22 protein-coding genes are annotated in these 21,964 nt (G+C 74.2%); 9 read left to right on the forward strand and 13 right to left on the reverse strand.

Annotated elements, in window-relative coordinates; genetic code table 11:
• Nucleotides 1–74 precede the first annotated feature (74 nt).
• Entirely contained in the window at nt 75–728 is a 654-nt protein-coding gene (locus SM611_RS06805; protein ID WP_024935038.1) for a response regulator transcription factor, read from the forward strand.
• Nucleotides 725–2,083, forward strand: a complete 1,359-nt coding sequence (locus tag SM611_RS06810; protein WP_371948102.1) for a sensor histidine kinase — start codon at nt 725–727, stop codon at nt 2,081–2,083. Before SM611_RS06805 ends, SM611_RS06810 begins: the two co-directional genes overlap by 4 nt.
• Nucleotides 2,084–2,187: 104 nt before the next feature.
• Here SM611_RS06810 and SM611_RS06815 read toward each other — a convergent pair whose 3' ends face one another.
• Nucleotides 2,188–3,855 carry a serine/threonine-protein kinase gene (locus SM611_RS06815; RefSeq protein ID WP_371948104.1) on the reverse strand — a complete coding sequence of 556 codons (1,668 nt, stop codon included), beginning with the start codon at nt 3,853–3,855 and terminating at the stop codon, nt 2,188–2,190.
• 542 nt (nt 3,856–4,397) lie between these two features.
• Between SM611_RS06815 and SM611_RS06820 the strand changes: the two genes are divergently transcribed.
• Both SM611_RS06820 and SM611_RS06825 read left to right on the forward strand, forming a co-directional pair.
• Nucleotides 4,398–4,694 carry a DUF4193 domain-containing protein gene (locus SM611_RS06820; protein ID WP_067488409.1) on the forward strand — a complete coding sequence of 99 codons (297 nt, stop codon included), beginning with the start codon at nt 4,398–4,400 and terminating at the stop codon, nt 4,692–4,694.
• Between the two features lie 17 nt (nt 4,695–4,711).
• Nucleotides 4,712–5,530, forward strand: coding sequence for a hypothetical protein (locus SM611_RS06825; protein WP_371948105.1), 819 nt, complete (start codon nt 4,712–4,714; stop codon nt 5,528–5,530).
• Nucleotides 5,531–5,634: 104 nt separating this feature from the next.
• Here the strand turns inward: SM611_RS06825 and SM611_RS06830 are convergent, their stop codons facing one another.
• Together SM611_RS06830 and SM611_RS06835 are read right to left on the reverse strand one after the other, a co-directional pair.
• Nucleotides 5,635–6,216, reverse strand: a complete 582-nt coding sequence (locus SM611_RS06830) for a maleylpyruvate isomerase family mycothiol-dependent enzyme (RefSeq protein WP_371948107.1) — start codon at nt 6,214–6,216, stop codon at nt 5,635–5,637.
• A gap of 97 nt (nt 6,217–6,313) precedes the next feature.
• A complete protein-coding gene (locus SM611_RS06835) occupies nt 6,314–6,601 on the reverse strand; it encodes a DUF4235 domain-containing protein (RefSeq protein WP_371948109.1) in 288 nt (95 codons plus the stop codon).
• 181 nt (nt 6,602–6,782) lie between these two features.
• Between SM611_RS06835 and valS the strand changes: the two genes are divergently transcribed.
• Entirely contained in the window at nt 6,783–9,332 is a 2,550-nt protein-coding gene (gene valS / locus SM611_RS06840; protein ID WP_371948110.1) for a valine--tRNA ligase, read from the forward strand.
• Between the two features lie 134 nt (nt 9,333–9,466).
• On the opposite strand, the gene SM611_RS06845 is transcribed toward valS, so the two are convergent.
• The 8 genes from SM611_RS06845 to SM611_RS06880 form a co-directional block, all read right to left on the reverse strand.
• Complete coding sequence (locus tag SM611_RS06845) at nt 9,467–10,753, reverse strand: cytochrome P450 (protein ID WP_371948112.1); 1,287 nt, start codon at nt 10,751–10,753, stop codon at nt 9,467–9,469.
• Nucleotides 10,754–10,827: 74 nt separating this feature from the next.
• On the reverse strand, nt 10,828–11,013 hold the full coding sequence (locus SM611_RS06850) for a hypothetical protein (protein WP_371948113.1): 186 nt from the start codon (nt 11,011–11,013) through the stop codon (nt 10,828–10,830).
• Between the two features lie 6 nt (nt 11,014–11,019).
• Complete coding sequence (locus SM611_RS06855) at nt 11,020–11,574, reverse strand: hypothetical protein (protein ID WP_371948114.1); 555 nt, start codon at nt 11,572–11,574, stop codon at nt 11,020–11,022.
• 18 nt (nt 11,575–11,592) lie between these two features.
• The gene (locus SM611_RS06860) at nt 11,593–11,760 is read right to left on the reverse strand and encodes a hypothetical protein (protein WP_371948116.1); all 168 of its coding nucleotides are present in this window, start codon (nt 11,758–11,760) and stop codon (nt 11,593–11,595) included.
• On the reverse strand, nt 11,748–12,302 hold the full coding sequence (locus SM611_RS06865) for a hypothetical protein (RefSeq protein ID WP_371948117.1): 555 nt from the start codon (nt 12,300–12,302) through the stop codon (nt 11,748–11,750). Before SM611_RS06865 ends, SM611_RS06860 begins: the two co-directional genes overlap by 13 nt.
• Complete coding sequence (locus tag SM611_RS06870) at nt 12,299–12,763, reverse strand: hypothetical protein (RefSeq protein ID WP_371948118.1); 465 nt, start codon at nt 12,761–12,763, stop codon at nt 12,299–12,301. The genes SM611_RS06865 and SM611_RS06870 overlap by 4 nt, the downstream gene beginning before the upstream one ends.
• Nucleotides 12,760–13,290: a MauE/DoxX family redox-associated membrane protein gene (locus tag SM611_RS06875; RefSeq protein ID WP_371948120.1), complete on the reverse strand. Its 531-nt coding sequence runs from the start codon at nt 13,288–13,290 to the stop codon at nt 12,760–12,762. Before SM611_RS06875 ends, SM611_RS06870 begins: the two co-directional genes overlap by 4 nt.
• Nucleotides 13,287–13,985: a hypothetical protein gene (locus SM611_RS06880; RefSeq protein WP_371948122.1), complete on the reverse strand. Its 699-nt coding sequence runs from the start codon at nt 13,983–13,985 to the stop codon at nt 13,287–13,289. Before SM611_RS06880 ends, SM611_RS06875 begins: the two co-directional genes overlap by 4 nt.
• A 232-nt stretch (nt 13,986–14,217) precedes the next feature.
• On the opposite strand from SM611_RS06880, the gene dut reads away from it, so the two are divergent.
• The 3 genes from dut to SM611_RS37625 all read left to right on the forward strand — a co-directional run bounded on the left by dut (nt 14,218) and on the right by SM611_RS37625 (nt 15,775).
• Nucleotides 14,218–14,709: a dUTP diphosphatase gene (gene dut, locus SM611_RS06885; protein WP_371948124.1), complete on the forward strand. Its 492-nt coding sequence runs from the start codon at nt 14,218–14,220 to the stop codon at nt 14,707–14,709.
• Nucleotides 14,710–14,712: 3 nt separating this feature from the next.
• A complete protein-coding gene (locus tag SM611_RS06890; protein WP_371948126.1) occupies nt 14,713–15,525 on the forward strand; it encodes a DUF3710 domain-containing protein in 813 nt (270 codons plus the stop codon).
• 169 nt (nt 15,526–15,694) lie between these two features.
• Nucleotides 15,695–15,775, forward strand: a complete 81-nt coding sequence (locus SM611_RS37625) for a 50S ribosomal protein bL37 (RefSeq protein ID WP_486303772.1) — start codon at nt 15,695–15,697, stop codon at nt 15,773–15,775.
• A gap of 21 nt (nt 15,776–15,796) precedes the next feature.
• On the opposite strand, the gene SM611_RS06895 is transcribed toward SM611_RS37625, so the two are convergent.
• Entirely contained in the window at nt 15,797–16,498 is a 702-nt protein-coding gene (locus SM611_RS06895; protein ID WP_371948128.1) for a PIG-L deacetylase family protein, read from the reverse strand.
• Between the two features lie 83 nt (nt 16,499–16,581).
• On the opposite strand from SM611_RS06895, the gene SM611_RS06900 reads away from it, so the two are divergent.
• A complete protein-coding gene (locus SM611_RS06900; protein WP_371948130.1) occupies nt 16,582–20,622 on the forward strand; it encodes a HEAT repeat domain-containing protein in 4,041 nt (1,346 codons plus the stop codon).
• Here SM611_RS06900 and SM611_RS06905 read toward each other — a convergent pair.
• Nucleotides 20,576–21,856, reverse strand: a complete 1,281-nt coding sequence (locus tag SM611_RS06905) for an ArsB/NhaD family transporter (protein ID WP_371948132.1) — start codon at nt 21,854–21,856, stop codon at nt 20,576–20,578. The genes SM611_RS06900 and SM611_RS06905 overlap by 47 nt on opposite strands.
• Between the last annotated feature and the right edge of the window lie 108 nt (nt 21,857–21,964).

A 21,964-nucleotide genomic window follows, 5' to 3' on the forward strand; every position in this document is an offset into this window, starting at 1 on the left:
ACGGGCTTCTTACGGTGCCCGTGGCATATCTGAAGGCCCGGGGGCGGCCGCGCCCCCACCAGGAGGGGGACCCTGTGCGTGTTCTAGTCGTCGAGGACGAGCGGGTGCTCGCCGACGCGATCGCCACCGGCCTGCGCAGGGAGACGCTGGCCGTGGACGTGGCCTATGACGGCGCGGGGGCGCTGGAGCGGGCCGGCGTCAACGAGTACGACGTGATCGTGCTCGACCGCGACCTGCCCAAGGTCCACGGCGACGACGTCTGCAAGCAGCTCGTCGCGCAGCGCTACCCGGCGCGCATCATCATGCTGACGGCGGCGGGCGAGCTGGACGACCGGGTCGAGGGCCTGTCCATCGGCGCCGACGACTACCTGGCCAAGCCGTTCGCGTTCGCCGAGCTGATCGCCCGGGTGCGGGCGCTCGGCCGGCGCGCCGCCGCGCCGCTGCCGCCCGTTCTGGAGCGCGCCGGGATCACGCTCGACCCGGCCCGCCGCGAGGTCGCCCGGGACGGCCGCCCGGTCGAGCTGACCCGCAAGGAGTTCGCGGTGCTGGAGGTGCTGCTCAGCGCGGACGGCGCCGTCGTCAGCTCCGAGCACCTGCTGGAGAAGGCGTGGGACGAGCACATCGACCCGTTCACGAACGTCGTCCGGGTCACGATGATGACGCTGCGCAAGAAGCTCGGCGACCCGCCGGTGATCGAGACCGTGCCGGGCGTGGGGTACCGGCTGTGAGCGGGGCCCGGCCGGGCCCCGAGGAGCCCGGCACGGACGCGCGGTCCCCCGGGTCCGGCGACACGCGCCCGAACGCCGCGCAGGAGGCGGGCGCGCGGGCGACCCAGCCGACCGCCGTCCCCGGCGGCGACGGCGGCGCCCGGCGCGGCGGCCGGTGGCGGCGCCCCGGCCCGCAGCAGGTGCCGCAGCCGCCGCCGGCCGCGAAGGGCATGTGGCGCGCCGACGGCCGCGGGCCCGTGGCCGAACTCGCGGCGCTGCCCGGCCGGATGAGCGTCCGGCTGCGCCTCACCCTGCTGTACGGCCTGCTGTTCTTCGTGGCCGGGGCGCTGCTGCTGTTCGTGATGTCGTTCCTGATGGCCAACATCCTCGGCAACGTCAAGGTGATCGGGCTCGGCATCTCCGACGCCGAGTCCGCCGAGTTGCAGCGCCAGTTCGTCGAGCAGACGATGAAGCAGCTCGTCGGGCGGTCGCTGCTCGCGCTCGGCGGGGTCGGGGTCATCACCCTGGTGCTCGGCTGGTTCGTCGCCGACCGGGCGCTCAGCCCGCTGCAGCGGGTCACCACGACCGCGCGCCGGCTGTCGGAGAGCACGCTGCACGAGCGCATCGCGCTGGAGGGCCCGGACGACGAGATCAAGGAGCTGGCCGACACCTTCGACGCGATGCTGGAGCGCCTCGGCCAGGCGTTCGACTCCCAGCGCCGGTTCGTCGCGAACGCCTCGCACGAGCTGCGCACCCCCCTCGCGATCAACCGGACGCTGCTGGAGGTGGCGCTCGGCGACCCCGAGGTGTCGGACGACCTGCGCACCGTCGGCCGGACGCTGCTGGCCACCAACGCCCGGCACGAGCGGCTCATCGAGGGGCTGCTGCTGCTCGCCCGCAGCGAGCGGGAGCTGACCGCCCGCACCCCCGTCGACATGGCCGAGGTGGCCGCGACGGTGCTGGAGCAGTCGGCCCGCCGCGAGCACGACAACGACGTGGCCGTCCACCCGGAGCTGACGCAGGGGACGGCGCTCGGCGACCCGGTGCTGCTGGAGCACCTGGTGTCGAACCTCGTCGAGAACGCCGTCAAGCACAACGAGGAGGAGGGCGGCGAGCTGTGGCTGCGCACCGGCATGCTCGACGGCTACGCCACCGTCCAGGTCGAGAACACCGGGCCGGTGGTGCCCGCCTATGAGGTGGAGCGGCTGTTCGAGCCGTTCCGGCGGCTGAACGCCGACCGCGTCGAGTCGTCCAAGGGCGCGGGCCTCGGCCTGTCGATCGTCCGCTCGGTGGTGCTGGCGCACCGCGGCGCGGTCTACGCGGCGCCCCGCCCTGGCGGCGGGCTGATCGTCACCGTCCGGCTCCCGCCGGGCTGACGCGCCGCCCCACCGCGAGCCCCGGAAAGCGGAACGCCCTGCCCGGCCGCCACGGCCGGTCAGGGCGTTCCGTCTCGCCAGGGCGGATCGCTCCCGCCCGCGCGTCAGGCCTTCGACACGGTCCCGTACGCGCCGGCGCTCACGTCGGACTGGTTCTGCCGCCACTCCCACCGCATCGAGGTGCCGGACGAGGACGGGATGAAGGTGACGTACCCGGCGGCGCACTCCTTCGGGTCCATCCCCGCCATGGGCGTCTCCCGGTACTCGACCTTGCTCTCTTCCGAGGACAGCAGCGACAGGCGCGTGTAGCACTTGTCCTGCGCGCCGGACGGGTAGGTGTACGTCGCGACGCCGGTCGTGTAGATCAGGGAGAACTTGACCTCGAACTCGGTGTGCCCGGCGCCGGCGCCCGGCTGGTTCCCGTCGCCGGTGAAGTTGCCCACCAGCCCGCCGGTCGTGCGCGGCGTCGGGATGCTGGGCGGCGTGTACGTCCGCGTCGGCGTCGGGAAGGTGTACGGGTCCGGGTCCGGGTCGTCGCTGTTGGCGCCGATGATCGCCAGCACCACGACGACCAGGATCACGATCAGCGCGAGCGCGCCGCAGCCGATCGCGATGATCGGCCCGGCCGAGCTGGACTGCTTCGGCGGCGGCCCGTAGCCCGGTCCCGGCGGCATCGGCTGCTGCATCGGCATCTGGTGCTGCGGCGGTGGCGGTGGCGGCGGCGCGCCCTGGTACATCGGCATGGGCGGCGGCGTGATCGGCTGCGGCGGCGGCGTCGCCGGGCCGCCCATCGCGCCCTGGTGCATCGGCATGGGCGGCGGCGTGATCTGCGGCTGCGGCCGGTGCTGCGGCGCGGGCGGGACCGGGGGCGGCGGCGGAAGCTGCGAGGCGATCCGGGTGCCCTGGTTGAGCAGCTCCTCCTGCCCGGCCGACTGCCCGGCGGGCGCGGCGCCGACCGCGCCGAGCAGGTTCAGCAGCAGCTGCGGGGCGGGCGGGCGCAGGCCGGCGTCCTTGGACAGGCAGCGCCCGATCAGGTCGCGCAGCGGACCGGCGGGCAGCGCCGACAGGTCCGGCTCCTCGTTGAGGATCCGGTTGATGATGACCGGCAGCGTGTCGGCCTCGAACGGCGACTGCCCGGTGGCGGCGAACACCATGGTCGCGCCCCAGGCGAAGATGTCGACGGCCGGGGTGAGCGGCGCGCCGGTGAGCTGCTCGGGCGCCAGGTAGCCGGGCGTGCCGACCACCATGCCGGTCGCGGTGACCGCGCTCTCCTGCGAGTTGACCGTCCGCGCGATGCCGAAGTCGACGACGCGCGGCCCGTCGGAGGCCAGCATCACGTTGTTCGGCTTGAAGTCGCGGTGCACGATCCCGGCCTCGTGGATCGCCGCGAGCGCGGTCGCGGTGCCGATCGCGAGCCGTTCCAGCTCGGTGGCGCTCCGCGGCCCGTCGTGCGCGACCACGTCGTGCAGGGACGGCCCGTCGATGAACTCGCTGACGACGTACGGCTGGTCGCCGTGGACATCGGCCTCGATCACCCGCGCCGTGCAGAAGGGCTCGACCCGCTGCGCCGCGCTCACCTCACGGGTGAACCGGGCACGCGCGGCCGGATCGTTGGCCATCTGCGCGTGCAGCAGCTTGACCGCGACGTACTCGCCCCCGGGCGCCTTGCCCAGGAAGACGGCGCCCTGACCCCCGGCGCCCAGCCGTCCGATGACCTCGTACTGTCCGAGTGCCCTAGGATCGCCTGGCTCCAGCGGAGCGGCATCCGGCATCTGACCCTCCATTGACCCGCAGTGATGTCCGCGACATTGTGCGCCGGACCCACCGCGGGCCCCGTCCCGGCGACCGAACCGCGTCACCGGGAGAACCGAACCTCCGCAGGGGGCCCGCCCCCAACCTCAGGCGGGCACGATATCGCGTTAGTTCAGACGTTTCACCGATCAGTCTGGTTCGCTCTTCCGGCGGCCGGGTCGGGCCGTCTCGCCGCGCGTCCCGCCGAACCTGCCGCAACACGGGGCCGGTCGGCGCGCGCAACGCCGCCGGGACCGATATGATCCCCGCCGCCGCGGGAACTCCGGCAGGTGCCCCGGCCTCGGAACCGGGCCGTCGGCACCCGCCGGGCATGTGACGGAAGACACAGGACGAGGAAAGATCCGGGTGACTGCCGTCACTCGTGGGAACGGTCGCGCCTTGTGTGTCGCAGGTCACCAACCGTGACAGAATTTCCCGCCCGGATCGGGCACAAGAACGGCCCGTTGAGCGTTAGATCCGCCCGACGGGGCGCATAAAGCACTGAGGGGGATGGAGATAGAAGATGGCGACCGACTACGACAGCCCACGCAAGACAGACGACGATCTCAGCGAGGACAGCCTCCAGGAGCTCCAGGCCCGGCGGGCCGACAAGGCCGCCAGCATCATCGACGAGGACCTGGACGCCGGTGAGGTGGCCGAGCTGCCCGGCGCCGACCTGTCGAACGAGGAGCTCACCTTCCGGGTGGTTCCGCGCCAGGCCGACGAGTTCACCTGCACGCGCTGCTTCCTGGTGCACCACCGCAGCCAGCTGGCCGGCGAGAAGAACGGCCAGCCGATCTGCCGTGAGTGCGCCGCCTGACCGGGAGTGGCCGCAGGGTGTCGGGAGAGATCGAGAAGCGTCATGACGAGGTGGAGCCGGCGCGCGGCGGCGGCTCCACGGAGCTGGGTGAGCTGATCGGACGGCTCACCGCCGATGAGGACATGGACCGCGCGACCCGCGGCCGCCTGCTCGGACGGCTGGCCAGGCTGCTCGGCCAGAGCGCCCGCAAGGTGGGGGCCGCGGGGGTCGGGCGCGGGAGGTGGCTGGCCGACCTGCTCGTGGAGGCCGCGCCGCACATCCCGATCCGCGACCTGGAGACGTTGCAGGCCCACCACCGCGGGCTGATGGGCGAGGCGCTCGCCGACCGGCTCGTCAAGGTGGCCGGCAACGGCACCACCGCCGTCGGCGCGGCCGGCGGCGCGCTGGCCGCGGTGGAGTTCAGCGCCCCGCCGCTGCTGCTGTCCGCGCCCGCCCAGCTCGCCGCCGAGACGCTCGTCGTCGCGGCCATCGAGGTCAAGATGATCGCCGAGTTGCACGAGGTGTACGGCGTCCGCGTCCAGGGCACCGGCACGGCGCGCGGCGCCGCGTTCGTCACGTCCTGGGCCCGGCAGCGCGGCATCAACCCCCTGGAGACCGGGTCGCTGACCAGCGCTCTCGGCACCGCCGCCAAGTCGGCCCTGCGCAAGCGGATGCTGCGCACCTTCGGCCGCAGCATGAGCACCATGGGCCCGTTCCTCACCGGCGCCGCCGCGGGCGCCGCCCTCAACCGCTCCGCGACCAGGGCGCTGGCGATGAAGGTCCGCAACGACCTGCGCGAGACCGCCGGGATCACGCCCCCGCTCCCGGGCGACCACGAGCGCCGCCTGAACCCCTGACCGCAGCCTGAACCCCTGCCGCCGCCTGAACCTCTGACCGCCGCCTGAGCCCCCGACCGGCCGCTTGCACCCCCTGAGCGGAAGGCCGGCCCGCGGGCCCGGCTTCAGGCGAACCGGAGCTCCGGCGCCACCGAGTCGCGGCCGGTGAGCCACATGCCGAGAGCCTCCCGGGTGCCGGTGACCTCGCGGCCCCGGCCGACCGGGCGGTGCCCGTCCGTCGGGACGAGGCGGTGCCGCAGGACCCGGCGGTTGAGCCACAGGCTGAGCTGCAGCCCCTCCCGGAAGATCGCCGTGGCGACCGGGCCGGGGACCTCGCGGGTGCGGCCGAGCCCCCGCAGGACGTCCTGGTGGTGGACGCCGAGGTCGCCGAGCAGGAACCCCGCGGCGGACCGGGACGAGGCGGACGGTTCGTCGGCCCAGTGCCGGGCCCAGTCCATCAGCCGGTCGCGGGAGATCCGCCTGGCCCGGTCGGCGGCGGCCTCGTTGGCCCTGTTCACGTGCCATCCGTGCCGGAGGTAGGTCGCCGCGGGGTAGTCGAGGCCGATGAGGTGCCCGAGGACGTCCCGCGGGGCCCACTCCGAGCACAGGGTCGGGCCCGCGTCGAACTCGTCGTCCGTCAGGCCGGCGAGGGTGTCGACGAGCCGGCGGCGCTCGGCCTTCAGCTCGTCCTCGAACGGGAAGCGCATCGTGGTCGGTCCCTTCGGTGCCTTCGTCGAACGCGGGGACCGACCACGATACGCACCGGGGCCGGACGGGGCGGACTGGACCCCCGATCCAATAGGGTCAGCCCTCGGTCTTGAAGTGGGACGGCAGCTGACCGGTGCCCTTCGCGTACTGGTGCGCCACGGCGCGGGTGGCGAGCAGGCGGGCCAGTTCCATGCCGACCCCCATCACCACCGCCCACCCGACGGCCTCGGCGAGGTCGACTTCCGGCGACTCGGGATTCGTCGGGGGCTCCTTGCCGGTGCTCTTCTTCCAGACCAGGGTGATCGCCTTCTTCGCGACGAAGCCGCCCGCGAACGCCGCGGCGCCGGCCATCACCCGCCAGCCGATGTCGCCCTTATCCGCCATATTCGTCCTCCACTCGTCTGTCGTCTCCGACGCTACCGGAACGGTCCGCCCGCGGCGGCGGACATGATCGCCGCGTCGCCACCGTCCTCCAGCCCCCACCCGCCGCCATTCAAACGACGAGCTCCGCTCGGCGGCCGGTAATCGGCATGCGATCCGCGCCGATGTCAATACCATTGGCCCCATGACAGAGCAGCCGCGTACTCCGCACGTTCCTCCGAAGCCCTCCCTGGACGGCCTGGAGGAGAAGTGGGTACGCGCCTGGGAGGACGGGGGCGTCTACCGCTTCGACCGCACCCGGCCGCGCGGCGAGGTCTACTCGATCGACACCCCGCCGCCCACCGTGAGCGGGTCCCTCCACGTCGGACACGTCTTCTCCTACACCCACACCGACACCGTCGCGCGGTTCCACCGCATGCGCGGTCGCGCGGTCTTCTACCCGATGGGCTGGGACGATAACGGCCTGCCGACCGAACGGCGCGTGCAGAACCATTTCGGCGTCCGATGCGACCCGTCCCTTCCCTACGACCCCGACTTCGAGCCGCCGGCGAAACCGGACCCGAAACGCCAGCGGCCGATCTCGCGGCGCAACTTCATCGAACTGTGCGAACGGCTCACGGAGGTCGACGAGAAGGCGTTCGAGGAGATGTGGCGCCAGGTCGGCCTCTCGGTCGACTGGAACCACCTCTACACCACCATCGGGGACGTCTCGCGGAGGGCGTCGCAGCGCGCCTTCCTGCGGAACCTGGCCCGCGGCGAGGCGTACGTGTCGGAGGCGCCGACGCTGTGGGACGTCACGTTCCGCACGGCGGTCGCGCAGGCCGAGCTGGAGGACCGCGAGCACCCCGGCGCGTTCTACCGGATCCGGTTCCACGGCGGCGAGCGCCCCGTCTACATCGAGACGACGCGCCCGGAGCTGCTGCCCGCCTGCGTCGCGCTGGTCGCGCACCCCGACGACGAGCGGTACCGGGAGCTGTTCGGGACGACCGTCCGCACCCCGCTGTTCGGCGTGGAGGTCCCGGTCCTCGCGCACCGGCTGGCCGAGCCCGACAAGGGCTCCGGCATCGCGATGATCTGCACGTTCGGCGACGTCACCGACGTCACCTGGTGGCGCGAGCTGAACCTGCCCACCCGCGCGATCATCGACTGGGACGGACGCCTGGCCGCCGACCCGCCCGCGGGCGTCGCCGCGGAGCCGTACGCCGAGCTGGCCGGCAAGACGGTCTTCTCCGCGAAGGAGCGCGTCGCCGAGCTGCTGCGCGAGTCCGGCGACCTCGACGGCGAGCCGCGCGGGATCAGCCGGCCGGTGAAGTTCTACGAGAAGGGCAGCAAGCCGCTGGAGATCGTCACCACCCGGCAGTGGTACATCCGCAACGGCGGCCGCGACGAGGGCGTCCGCGCCGAACTCCTCGCCCGCGGGCGCGAGCTGGAGTGGCACCCGGCCTACATGCGGGCCCGCTACGAGAACTGGGTGGAGGGCCTGAACGGCGACTGGCTCATCTCCAGGCAGCGGTTCTTCGGCGTCCCGATCCCCGTCTGGTACCCGCTGGACGGCTCCGGGGAGCCGCGCTACGACCGGCCGATCGTCCCGTCCGAGGACGCGCTGCCGGTCGACCCGTCGTCCGACGTCCCGCCGGGCTTCACCGAGGAGCGGCGCGGCGAGCCGGGCGGCTTCATCGGCGACCCGGACGTGATGGACACCTGGGCGACGTCGTCGCTGACCCCGCAGATCGCGGGCGGCTGGGAGCGCGACGCCGACCTGTTCGGCCGCGTCTTCCCCTACGACCTGCGCCCGCAGGCGCACGACATCATCCGGACGTGGCTGTTCTCCACGGTCGTCCGCGCGCACCTGGAGCACGGCTCGCTGCCGTGGCGGGGCACCGCGCTGTCCGGCTGGATCCTCGACCCCGACCGCAAGAAGATGTCGAAGTCGAAGGGCAACGTCGTCACGCCGATCGACCTGCTGCGCGAGTACGGCTCCGACGCCGTCCGCTACTGGGCGGCCAGCGGGCGGCCGGGCACCGACACCGCGTTCGACACCGGCCAGATCAAGGTCGGACGGCGCCTCGCCATCAAGATCCTCAACGCGTCCAAGTTCGTGCTGGGCCTCGGCGAGGTCGAGCCGGACGCGTCCGTCACCGAGCCGCTGGACAGGGCGATGCTGGCGGCGCTGTCCGGGGTCGTCCAGGACGCGACGGAGGCGTTCGAGGGCTATGACTACACGCGGGCCCTCGAACGCACGGAGCGGTTCTTCTGGGAGTTCTGCGACGACTACCTGGAGCTGGTCAAGGCCCGCGCCTACGGCGGTGGCGAGGAGGGTTCGGGCGGCGTGACGGGTGGGGCGCAGTCGGCGCGGGCCGCGCTGCGTCTGGCGCTGTCGGTGCTGCTGCGGCTGTTCGCGCCCGTCCTGCCGTTCGTGACCGAGGAGGTCTGGTCGTGGTGGCGGCGCGGGTCGGTGCACGCGGCGTCCTGGCCGTCGGCCGCCGAGCTGCCGGCCGGCGGCGACCCGGCCGTCCTCGCGGCGACCGGCGAGGCGCTCCGCCAGGTCCGCAAGGCGAAGTCGGAGGCGAAGGCGTCGATGCGCGCCGACGTGACGCGGGCCGTCGTCCGCGGCGCGGAGGTGACGCACATCGCGCGGCCGGATCTGGCCGCGGCGGGCCGGATCGCCGACCTCACCCTGGAGAACGCGCCCGCCGACCTGACCGTCGACGTCGTCCTGGCCCCCGCGACGTAGACCACCGCTCCCCGCGCCCAGACGCTCTGGGGCGCTCGCTCGTCCGCGACGGCGAGCGCCTCAGTGGCCGTGCCCGCCGCCGGGCCCCGGGCGGGGCGTCCGAGCATGCGGGGCGGTCAGAACGTGCGGGGCGGTCAGAACGTGCAGGGCAGGTGCTTGATGCCGTTGATGAAGCTGGAGAAGAGCCGGTCGGGCTCCCCGGACGCGCGGATGCCGGGGACGCGGGTGAACAGCTCGCGGAACATCACCGTGATCTCCCGGCGGGCCAGGTTCGCGCCGAGGCAGAAGTGCGGTCCGGGGCCGCCGAACCCGACGTGCGGGTTGGGGGAGCGGGTGATGTCGAAGACGTCCGGGTTCTCGAAGACCGTCTCGTCCCGGTTGGCCGAGTTGTAGAACAGCAGGACCTTGTCGCCCTGCCGGTACTGGTGGCCGTTCATCTCGTGGTCCCGCGTCAGCGTCCGGCGGAACTGGATGACGGGCGTCGCCATCCGGACGATCTCCTCCACGGCGCCCGGCATGTGCGCGTCGAAGTCCTCCAGCAGCAGGGCGCGCTGCTCCGGGTTGTCGGTGAACAGCTTGAGGCCGTGCGACATCGCGTTCCGCGTCGTCTCGTTCCCGGCCACCACGAGCAGGATGAAGAACGAGCCGATCTCCTGGTCGGTCAGCCGCTCCCCGTCCACCTCGGCCGAGATCAGCGCGGACACCAGGTCGTCGCCGGGGTGCCGGCGGCGCCGCCGCGCGAGCTTCATCGCCAGGTGGTTCAGCTCGTATCCGGCGACCATCACCTTGAGGAGCCCGTACAGCGCGCCGAGGCGGGTGATGCCGTCGCGGGTGTAGTCCCGGCCGCCGCTGTACTCGGGGTCGCCGAGGCCGAGGATGATGTTCGTCCGCTCGTACACCATCGGGCGGACGGGCTCAGGGATGCCCATCATGTCGCAGATGACCTGGAGCGGGAGCCGTGCGGCGACGTCGGTGACGAAGTCCGTCGAGCCCTTCTCGATCAGGTCGTCCACGATCCTGGTCGCCGCGGCCTGGAGGTCGGTCTCCATCTTCTCCAGGACGCGGGGGGTGAACGCCCGCGACACGATCTTGCGGATCTTGGCGTGCCGCGGGTCGTCCATGTTGATCATCGACCCGAAGTACCGGGCGAGGTACCCGGGCATGTCGGCGATGCTGTTGGAGCACGGCTCGCTGCTGAAGACCTGCGGCGTGCGGCTGGCCTCGACGACGTCCGCGTGCCGGGCCAGCGCGTAGAAGCCGGGGCCCTGCTTGACGAACGGCAGCTTCAGCTCCTGGTAGAACCGCGGATGCTCGCGCTGCCGCAGCTCGGCGAACTCGGCCATCCGGCGCTCCGGGGGCAGGGCCCAGAAGGCCAGGTCCGACACGCTCAGTTCACCGGTCTCCGGAACCGTCGCCGTCACCGCGCACCGTCCTCATAGTTAGAATCTCGTTCGGTTCTATCGAACCGAGACTCCGGCGACCCCGTCAAGGGGAATCAGGCGACCCGCACGATCCGCCGCCGCGGGACGGCCCGCTCCACCGCCGCCCACGCCCCGGACGTGAGCGGGCACGACCCGGCCGCGAACGGAACGAACGCGGCGAAGACGGCCGTCCCGAACGGCATGATCTTCGCCATGGCGCCCAGCGCCCCCTCGGCGGTGACCCGCCGCGATTCTGTCACGTCCCGTCACCACAGGAGGAGGGCGAGAGCGGTGAAGGAGGTGAGCGCCGTGGCGGTCTTGATGGCGGGCATCCGGGCGGCTACGGCGGTGTCGCGGTACTCGTCGCGGGCCAGGTAGGTGAGGGCGGCGCTCAGGGCGCGTCCCGCGCCGAAGGCGGCGCCGGTCAGCACGGCGATCGGGAGGCTTCCGCGGGCCAGGAGGAGAGCCAGGGCCAGGACGTAAGGGGCCGTGGCCGGGACGTAGGTGCGGACGCCGGTGCCCAGTTCGAAGCCGAACTGGAGGGTGCCCCGGCGCAGGTGGGTCTGCAGGACGTCGGGCGGGATCTGGCGGGCGTTCTGCGGGAGCGGCAGGCGGATCAGGCCGACCTCGCGGGCCACGCCCGCGGCGGCCACGGCCAGGACGGCGGACGTCCGCGCCCAGTGCGGCAGCGGCGCGGCGAGGCCGGACAGCAGCCAGACCACCGCGGCGCTCAGCATGCCCCCGAGCAGGAGCCCGGAGGTGAAGACGGCCAGGACCTCGCCCTGCCGTACGGGGGCCCGCCAACCTGGCGAGAACAGCACGGATTCGCTGTTGCGCGTTCAAACGCTGCCCGACAGCGAGAACCCGGCCAGCGCGCCGATCGACGACCAGCACAGGACGGCGGCGTCCAGGGCGGCGGCGGCGACCGCGAGGAGGGCGAGCGCCGCGACCGGCAGGAGCGGGTCGGTCAGGCCGCGCCGCAGCCTCCCCGCCGTCAGTTCTTGCACGCCATCGCTTTACGGCAGATGGTCTTGTACCAGTTGCCCTTCTTCGACTTCTTCCAGCCGTCGTGGCAGCGCCACGTGACGCCCTTCTTGCACTGGCCGCAGCTCTTGGAATAGGCCCAGAGCCATCCGTCGTAGCCGCCGCCGTAGCACTGGTTGGGGCGCAGCTTGTACCAGCCCGGGTTGGAGACGCCCGACTTGTGGAAGCCCTTGTACTTGCCGCTCGTCCGGCAGCACCAGCTGCACACGTAGCTCGGCCCGCAGCCGGGGGAGCAGTTGTGGTTGGCCGCGTACGAGGGGCAGCGCGGATAGATGTCGTAGTAGCCGACCAGCTGGAAGCCGGAGGCGAGCGCCTCCCGCGCGGGCGGGAAGACGCCGAGCGCCTTCAGCCCGGCGGTGGCGCCCGCGGCGGCGAGGCCGGTGAGGACGCTGCGCCGCACCGGCCGGAACCTCGGCTCCTCCTGCGGGACGGGCCGGCGCCGGACGCGCGACGCCCCGGCGGGACGCGGTCCGCGCAGCGGCGGGATGTCCTCCAGCTCGATCATCGGACCGCCTCCAGGGCCAGTTCGTGGAGGGCTTCGGGCGAGCCCACGGGTTGCGCGGCCCGCACGCGGCCGTCCGCGTCGACGAGCACGGCGAACGGGGTGGCGGGGATGCCGTAGTCGGCGAACAGGCCGTCCTGCTCGCCGGTCAGCACGGTCGCGCCGGGCGGCGTCCCGTCCTCCGGCGGCGGTCCCGCGAAGACCGCGTGCAGCGGCCGGTCCAGCGCGCCGGCGGCGGCGAGCACGTCGGTGCAGACGCCGCAGTCGCGGTCCAGGAAGAGCAGCAGGCCGGGCCCGAGCCGGTCGAAGGCGGGCGCGGGCGTGCCCGGCGCGGGACCGAGCCCGGCCGGCCGGGGCGCGCCCTGGCTCAGCGCGTGGACCTGCCGGACGAGTCCGGCGACGACCAGGGCGAGCAGCAGGATCGCGACCCACGACAGCAGCAGCGCGCTGTTCTGGAAGCTCATCCGGCCGTCCTCCTCTCCGTGAGCAGCGCGCGGGGGAGCGTCCAGAGGATCACCGCGAATCCCAGCCCCGCCGCGACGGCGATGGACATCTCGTATGCGGTCGAGCCGGTGGGGAGGCCGTGCAGCGCGCCGGCGAGGGCGAGCAGCGCGAGCGCGGCGGCCCGTCCGGCGACCCAGCCGGTCATCGGCGTGCCGTCGCCCGCGCACCCGCACGGGACGCCCTGCCGGGTGCGGGACACGTACGTCCCGTAGAGCGCGTAGGCGGCCAGCAGGACGGCGGCCGCCCAGAAGGCCGCCCGGATGGGGCCGTCCAGCCGGAGCGGCAGCGCGACCGCGAGGCCCGCACCGGCCGCGGCCTCCGCGGCGATCGCCGCCACGGCCAGGGCGGGCGCCAGCCGGCGCGGGAACACGCGGTGCGCCCGCAGCGCGGCGGCGAGCGCGCGGGGCCTTCTGACCTGGCCGAACACCGAGGCCAGCAGGACGAGCGGGACCGTGACCGCGGCGATCCCGGCGAGCAGCGCGGTCACCGGATCGCCTCGACCGCCAGCCCGGCGAGCCGCCGCGGGACCTCGCGCACCCGGTCCTCCTCCGGCAGGACGGTCACGAGCAGCGACCTCAGCGCCAGCAGGAAGTAGGGGCCCTGGCCCTCGACGGTGTCCTGGAACAGCTCGCCGCCCGCGACCGACGCGCCGCGCCACGGCGGCAGCCGCCTGCGGGTCCGCGTGTTCAGCGCGGTGATCTCCAGGAGCCCGAGCCCCGGGACCTCCTTGACCATCTCGGCGGGTTCGGGACGGCGGGCCCGGCCGCGCGGGACGGCGGTGACGCCGTCCTCGTGCTCGGTCAGCCGGACGGTGTCGAAGAACGCCACGGCGTCCGCCGGGCGCCCGTGGTACAGGTGCGTGAACACCGCGTGCCGGCGCCCCTCCCACACGGCGGCGAGGACGGGGTCGCTGTGCCCGGTCTCGCGGTCGCGGGTCGACGTCCGGCCCACCCGCAGCCGCCCGCCCTGGATGCGGAACTCCTGCTCGAAGCGGTCGACGCCGATGTCCTCGGCCCAGGCCAGCGCGTCCGCGCGGGTGCCGCTGGAGATCTCGTGGAGCCGCCCCCGCTCGGCGATCCGCGCGACCGACGTGCACGGCCGCCCGAGATCGTGGGCGCCGCCCAGCCGGACCCGGACGCCGTCCAGCGACCGGTGGGTGACCTTGCGTTCGGGTGAGCCCATGCCGCCCCCTTCCTGCGGGACGCATTTCCCACAGAAGCACCGCGGGTAACAGAGGTGACGCTACGCGTGATCCGACTCTTCGGGGTCAAACCTTCCGGAAGTGGTCACGTCCGGGAACGGGTAGGGTCAACTGCCGGACTCGCGCGGCGGCGGCGTTTCAGCGGCGGTCGCGCGCCGCGCCGCGGATAGGGTCGGGTGGTTCTCCGGCAGGCAGGCGTCGAGGTGGGGTCCCGTGAGCAAGGTCGATGTGCTGATCCAGCGGCTGGATCCCGAGCTGCCCCTGCCCGCGTACGCGCACCCGGGCGACGCGGGCGCCGATCTGGTCGCGGCCGTGGACGTCGAGCTGCCGCCGGGAGAGCGCGCCGTCGTCCCCACCGGGGTGGCGATCGCGCTGCCGGACGGCTACGCCGCTTTCATTCACCCGCGGTCCGGATTGGGCGCTAAGTTGGGAGTGACCATAGTCAACGCACCCGGTACGGTCGACGCCGGCTATCGGGGTGAGATCAAGGTGACCCTGCTGAACACCGACCCCCGCGCCGCGGTCACGCTGCGGCGCGGAGACCGCATCGCGCAGATGGTCGTGCAGCGGGTCGAGCGGGCGGTGTTCCACGAGGTCACCGACCTTCCCGGGGCGGCGCGCGGAACCGGTGGACTCGGCTCCACGGGCGGGTTCGGCGGCGCGCGCGCGTTCGGGGACAATGAGCACAGTCGAGAAGGAGTGTGAGTCGTGGCTTTTGGACGTCGCCGGCAGGCCGAGGAGCCCGAGAAGGGTCCCGAGGCGACCGAGGAGCCGGCGGAGACCACCGAGGATGCCCCCGCCCAGGCGGAGTCCGCCGAGGGCGGCCCGTGGGACTCCGAGGACTCCTTCCCCGAGCTGCAGCGGCTTGACTTCGGTTCCCTCCAGATCCCGGTCGCGCCGGGTCTGGGCTTCCAGGTGAACTTCGAGGCCACCCAGGTGGACGAGGAGGGCAACCCGCTGGACGGGCGTCCCGTCGCGGTGCTGGTCCAGTACGAGGAGAGCGCCATGCAGCTCCAGGTGTTCGCGGCGCCGAAGCGCAGCGGCATCTGGGACGACGTGCGGCGCGAGACCGCCAAGGACATCCAGGAGGAGGCCCAGGGCCAGATCCAGGAGGGCGAGGGGCCGTTCGGTCCCGAGCTGCTGGCGATGGTCCCGGCGGCGCTGACCGAGGAGGTCCTCGCGGAGATGCCGCAGGAGGTCCGCGACCAGATCCCGGCCGAGTTCGTCGAGCAGGGCTGGGCGCCGCAGATCATCCGCTTCCTCGGCGTGGACGGCCCCCGCTGGTTCCTGCAGGCCGTGGTGCAGGGCGCCGCGATCGAGGACGAGGAGCAGTGGCAGGTCCTGGAGGACGTGCTGCGCGGCGTGGTCGTGGTCCGCGGCGACGCCCCGATGCCGCCCCGCGACCTGCTGGAACTCCAGATCCCCAAGGAGTTCAGCGAGGCCGGGCAGGAGGAGGGCGAGGAGGCCGTGGAGACCTTCGACCCGTTCGAGCGCGGCCCGGAGATCACCGAGGTCCGCTGAAGGGGGTGGTCGGTGTTCCCTCCGGGCGGCTCCCGGTGGATGCCGACCCTCGCAGACATGGACCCGCCCGTGTCGCGCGCCTTTTCGGACGTGCGGCCGGGCGGGTTTCCGTGTCCGGCCGCGCGTCCGAACCCTTGTCAGGGCCGCCCGGCGGGTGGTCAATCGGGGCATGTCGAAGAAGACGCGCAAACGCCGTGCCCGCAAGCGCAGCAAGCACAACAAGGGCAAGCGGCCGAACGCCCGCCGTTGACCCCGCTCCGGCGGCCGGCCGCTAGCCGCCGATCATCTCGAACACCATGGCGTGCTCGACCCCGGCGGCCTCTCCCGCCGGTACGGCGATGCCGGTGAGGAACTCCGCCGGGTCGAACTCCGCGCCCAGGTTGGAGAAGTAGACGCGGTGCGCCAGCAGGGAGTCGATCCCGGCCTGCAGGTGGCCGGTGACGTCCACGTAGTGCGTGGCCTGCGGTGACCCGCCGAACAGCGCGAACCGGACGCCCTGCCAGGGGTCGAGGTCGAGGTCGCGGAACACCCACCGGTTGGCGGCGTCCCTGATCGCGTCCGCCACGGCCAGCCCCAGCACGCGGTGGTCGGCCATGTTGAACCCGCCGCCGGGGAACGTCTCCCGGAAGCTGACCGACAGCACGACCTCGGGCCGGTGCCACCGGATGGCGCCCGCGAGCGCGCGCCGCAGCGGCAGCCCGTACTCCAGCATCCCGTCCGGCATGTCGAGGAACTCGACGGTGTCGACGCCGACCCGCCGCGCGGCCTCGATCTGCTCCGCGCTGCGGACGCGGCGGACCTCGTCGGGGTCCATCGAGTCGATCCCGGCCTCGCCGCGGGTGGCGAGCACCTCCGTCACCGTCTTGCCCTGCGCGGTCCACTTGGCGATCGCGGTCGAGCCCCCGTACTCCAGGTCGTCGGGGTGCGCCACGATCGCCAGCGCCCGTTCCCAGTCCTCCGGTATCTCGTCCATGCCCCCATCCTTCCCATCCTGGGGGACACCGGACGGGCCGCCCGATAGAGGATCATGGTCGTCGAGCAGGAGGGGGACGAGAGGTGACCGCCGGACCGCCCATGCCCGCCGCACCACCGCCCGGCCCGCCGGCCGCCGTCCGGGTCGACCGGCTGCGGGCCGAGATCATCGGCCGTCCGGCCGCCGTGCGGGACGAGCCCGCCGGAGAACCGCTCTACCAGGCGGTGCGCCGGATCGGCGCGCTCGACCCGGCCGACCCGGAGGAGCTCGTCCGCCACCTCGCGGGACGTCCCGACCGGGTGCTGCGGGCCGAGGCGTTCCGGATCGCCCGGGAGGCGCTGCGGGCGGGGCTGCTGCCCGCCGCCGCCGCGCGGACCCTCATCGAGGGGCTCGCCCGCGACGTGCCGGACGCGCTGAGCGAGCTCGCCGCCCCGTGGGCGGTGCTCGACCCGCTCCCGCACGAGCGGATGCGCCGCCTCCTGGACGCCGGGCCCGCCGCCGCGATCGAGGTCGCGGCCCGGCACGGCCACGGCGACCTCCTCGCCGGACTCGCCGCCGACCCCGGCCGCCCGCCCGCGCTGCGGCGGCGCTGCCTGGAACTGCTCGGCGATCTCGCGACCCGCGAGGACGTGGGCGAACTCGTGGCGACCGCCGCCCGGGACCCGCTGCTGCTCGCGGGGCCCGCCGTCGCCTGCCTCACGGGCCTGCACCGGCGCGGCCACTTCCCGGCGGAACGGGACGTCCCCGCCGTCGTCGGCCTGGCCCTCGCCGATCACGGCGTCCCCGCCGAGGACCTCGCCGTCGTCCTGTACCCCCGCAGGCACGAGACGCTGCGGGAACTGACGTCCGGCGGCGGAGACACGCGGCGGCGCCTGGACCTGCTGGCCGCCCTGGACGAGCAGGGCGCCCCGGACCTCGGGATCGGCGACGCCGTGACCGCCCTGGCACGCCGCGCGGGCGACCCGGCTCCGTTCCTGCGGGCGATCCGCCGGCTCCGGCACGCGGCGGCGGAGGAGACCGTCCTCGAACTGCTGCCCCGCTCGCCCCGGGAGGCCCTCGCCGCCCTCGAAGCGGTGGGCGGCGCCCGGACGGTCGCGGTCCTGCGCGACGGGCTGGGCCTGGACGGCGGCGGCGTCGCCCCCCACCTCGGGCCGTTCCGGCACCGGGCCCTGGAGATCCTCTGGCACCTCGGCGGCGACCCCGCCCTGCGCCGGGCGATCATGGAGCGGCTCGATCCGCGCGACCTCCCCCGCCGGATCGCGGCCGACCTCGGCGGGCCCGACGCGCGGGAACTGGCGCTGCTCCGCGCGAACCCGGACCCCCGCGACCCGGCCGCCGCCCTGCGCGGGCTGGCCGCGAACGGGGACGCGACGACCCTGCCCGCCATCGCCGACCTGCTGCTCCGCGTCGTGTCGGAGGCCGCGGCGGAGGGGGAGGCGCCCGTCCCGGACGACGTCCTCGCGGCCGTCGGCGAGCTGGGCGGCAGGCTGTTCCGGCGCGGCGCCCTGCGGCCGTGCTGCCTGCTGGACGCCGCCGACGCGGCCGAGGCCGGGAACGCCCTCATCGCGGACCTGGCCCTCGGCCTCCTGGAACGCCCGGGGCTGGGGCCGGCCGAGCGGGCGGGGCTGCTGGACGTCGTGGGCCGGGCCCCGCACCACCGGACGAGGGCGCGCGTGCACCGGCTGCTGCGGGACCGGGACCGGCACGTCCGCGCGAGGGCGGTCGCGATCCTCGCCGGGGACGGCGGGGACGCGCGGGCGCTGTCGGCGAGCCTCGTGCCGCTCACGGCCGCCGGGGACGTCCAGACCGTCCGGCAGGCGATCGTCGCGCTGGCCGAGGCCGGTGCGGACTGGGCGGCGCCGGCGATCGCGGACTGCCTCGACCACCCCACCATGAACGTCAAGAAGGCGGCGGCGTCGGCCCTCGCTCGGGCGGGCGCGCCGGGTGCCGTCCCGAAGCTGCTGTCCTGGCTCGGCCGCCACGACAATCCGGGCCTGCGCGAGGCGATCGCCGGGGCGCTGCGGGCGATCCTCGGCGACGCGTTCGCCGCGACCGTCCTCGCGGCGGCGGACCGCGCCGCCGACCCGGGCCCGCTGCTGCGGACCCTCGACGGCCTGCTCGACGAGCGCGCCGTCGCCGCCCTGGCCCGGCGCGGCGTCGTCGTCCGGGGACGGGCGCCGTCGCGGGCACCGGCCGTGGAGGCCCTCCTGGACGGCGGCTGGGACGCCGAGATCGCGCGCGGCGTCGTGGCGGCCCACGAACGCGAGCCCGGCACGCTCCCGTACGGGCGGCTCCGCCCGCTGCTGGTCCGCTGGCTGGACCTGGCGGCCACTGATCCCGGCGCGGTCCGGCTGGTCGCGGAGATCTGCCGGCCGCCCTGGCCGGACGCGGAGCTGGAGGTCCTGGCCCGGTCCGCCGGAACCCTGGTGGACGGCCTCGCGGCCACCGGCGACCACGACCGGCTGCTCGCGCTGCTGACGGGTGCGATCCCCCGGCTCGCGCGCGGCGAGCGGCGGGCGGTCGCCGAGCGGGCGCGCGGGCTGGGCCTCGGACGGGCGGGGCTCGTCGTGCTGCGCCTGTGCGCGGTCCCGCCGGCGCGCGGCGACGTCGAGAGGGCGCTGGCCGCCGCGCGGCGCGGAGAAGACCCGGGCCCGGAGCAGGAGGCCGTCCTGCGCGAGGCGTTCGGACAGGACGCGATCGACGATCGTTCTCCGTTCCGTGAGGAACTGGGGGACGCCGTCCGTGACGCCGTGTCCCTGCGGCAGGCCCGCGACCGGGCGCGGGCGCCGTCGCGCGTGGTCCTCGACGCGCTGATCAGAGTGTCCCCGCAGGCCCCGCCCGATACGCGCGATGCCCTTCTCGACTGGATGCTGGAGGTGCAGCCGCTCGGCGTCCCGCCCTGGACGATCGCCGAGGAGGCCCGCCGTCCCGTCCCGGACGTCCGGGTGCCCCATCCGGCCGACCTGGACCAGCCCCGTTCCGGCGCGCAACGGCGGCGCCTCCTGGCGATGCTGGACGACGCGCAGGGGGAGCGGCGGGCGACGGCCGCCCGTATCCTGCTCGGCTGGCCCGAGCCGCAGGCCCGGCTCGCCGTGCTCAGGGCCTTCCTGCACGGGCGGCCCGGCATCCCCGCCACCCCCGATCTGGCGCGCACGCTCGCCGACGCGGCCGAGGCCGACCTGGCCGGGGACGGCGCGGTCCAGGAGCGGGTCGCCCGCCTCGCCGTCCACCTGGATCCCGGGAGCCTGGACGATCTCGTCCCCCGCCTCCTGCACACCTGGGAGCACGGAGGAGCCGCCGCCTCGGAGGCCGCCGGGCGGGCACTGCGCCGGGCGTCACCCGACGTCGTCGCCGCGGCCGTCTCCGGGCGCCTCGCCGCCGGCGCCCGGGGGCTGCTCGACCTCGTCGCGGGCAGGCCGGTGCTGCGCACCCCCGACCTGGTCCGGACGCTGCGGCGGCTCCGCGACGAGGGACGCGACGACCTCGCCGCCAAGCTCGTCCTGGTCGAGGGGCCGCTGCGCGCGCCGGGAGCGGCCGGGCGGGACGAGGAGGCGCTGGACGCCCTGCGCGAGCGTCCCGCCGGTACGGCCCGCGAACCCTCGCGCGCGGAGCTGTTCGCCCAGGCCCGCGACGGCGGCGCCAAGGCCGTCAAGCGCGCGCTCACCCTGCTCGCCGAACGCCATGAGGAGGCGGGCGCCGCCGCCGACCCCGAGCTGGCGGACCTGCTCGCGGCGCTGATCGCGCACCCCGAGACGAAGGTCCGGCTGCACGCGCACCGCGTGTCCCGCCGCGTCCTGGACCGGCGCGGCTATCTCGACCAGACGATCCGGCTGCTGGACGATCCGGAGCCCGCCGTCGTCCGCTCGGCGGCCAGGACGCTCGGGCACGCCGCCTGGGAGCCCGCGGTCCCGGGCCTCGTCGCGCTGCTGTCGCACTCCCGCGAGCCCGTCCGCGCGGCCGCCGCCGACGCGCTGGTCCTGCTCGGCGCGGCGGCGGTCCCCGCGCTGCGGCACGCCGAGGGCCGCGCCCGCCCCGACCGGCGGAACCGCTACACCTCGCTCCTGGAGCGGATAGCGGCTACAGGTAGCGGAGCCACAGGTACGGGGTCGCGAGGGCGACCGTGACGAAGGTGACGACGAGGCCGTACTTGGTGAAGTGCCAGAAGCTGATCGGGGTGCCGTTGCGGGCGGCGATGCCGAGGACGACGACGTTGGCGCTGGCGCCGACGGCGGTGGCGTTGCCGCCGAGGTCGGCGCCGAGGGCGAGGGCCCACCACAGCACGTGGCCTTCGGTGCCGGGATGCTGCTGGACGAGGTCGGAGACGATCGGGCTCATCGTCGCGACGTAGGGGATGTTGTCCACGATCGCCGACAGCACGGCGGACGCCCACAGCAGCAGCATCGTGGCGAAGCCGAGGCGTCCTTCGGCGGCGTCGGCGGCGGCCCTGGAGACGTCGCCGATGACGCCGGTCTCGACGAGCCCGCCCACCATCACGAAGAGGCCCGCGAAGAACACCAGGGTGGGCCATTCGACCTCGCTGAGCGCCTCCTCGGTGGTCACCTTGGTCGCGGCGACGAGCAGCCCGGCGCCGAGCAGCGCGACCACGGACGGCTCGTAGTGCAGGACCGGGTGCAGCACGAACGCGGCGACCACGATGGCGAGGACGCCGAGCCCCTGCGCGAGCAGCCGCCTGTCGGTGATGGCCTCCCGCTCCTCCAGCTCCATGATCTCCGCCGCGAGGTCGGGGTCGTAGGTGAACGCCGACCGGAACAGCCACCGGCACAGCAGGCAGAACACGATCATGAGCAGCACGACCAGCGGCGCCAGATGGACGAGGAAGTCGTTGAACGACAGCCCGCCCCGGCTGGCGATGATGATGTTGGGCGGGTCGCCGACCAGCGTCGCGGTGCCGCCGATGTTGGACGCCATGACCTCGGCGATCAGGTACGGCTCGGGACGCAGCGCGAGCCGCTCGCACACCAGGAACGTCACGGGCGCGATCAGCAGGACGGTGGTGACGTTGTCCAGCAGCGCGGACGCCGCCGCCGTCAGCACGACCAGCATCACCATCAGCCGGTAGGGGCGGCCCCGCGCGCGCTTGGCGGCCCAGATCGCCACGTACTCGAACAGGCCGGTGCGGCGCAGCACCGAGACGATCACCATCATGCCGAGCAGCAGGAAGACGACGTTCCAGTCGATGCCGGACTCCGGCGAGAAGAAGGCGCCCTCGGAGTCGGTGATGTGCAGCAGCAGCATCAGGCCCGCGCCGCCGAGCGCCACCGCCGTCCGGTGCACCTTCTCCGACGCGATCATCACGTACGCGGCGACGAAGACGACGATCGCGGCGGTGGCCTGCACGGAGCCTCCCGGTCGGCATGCGGATCACGGGACCTGCCGACCAGACTTCCCGGCGCACCGCAGGCGACTCTAGCCGTCCCCCGGCGCTCGCGGCGAAGGCGGGTGCCC

Source organism: Actinomadura monticuli, from assembly GCF_041463655.1.
Taxonomy (GTDB): domain Bacteria; phylum Actinomycetota; class Actinomycetes; order Streptosporangiales; family Streptosporangiaceae; genus Spirillospora; species Spirillospora monticuli.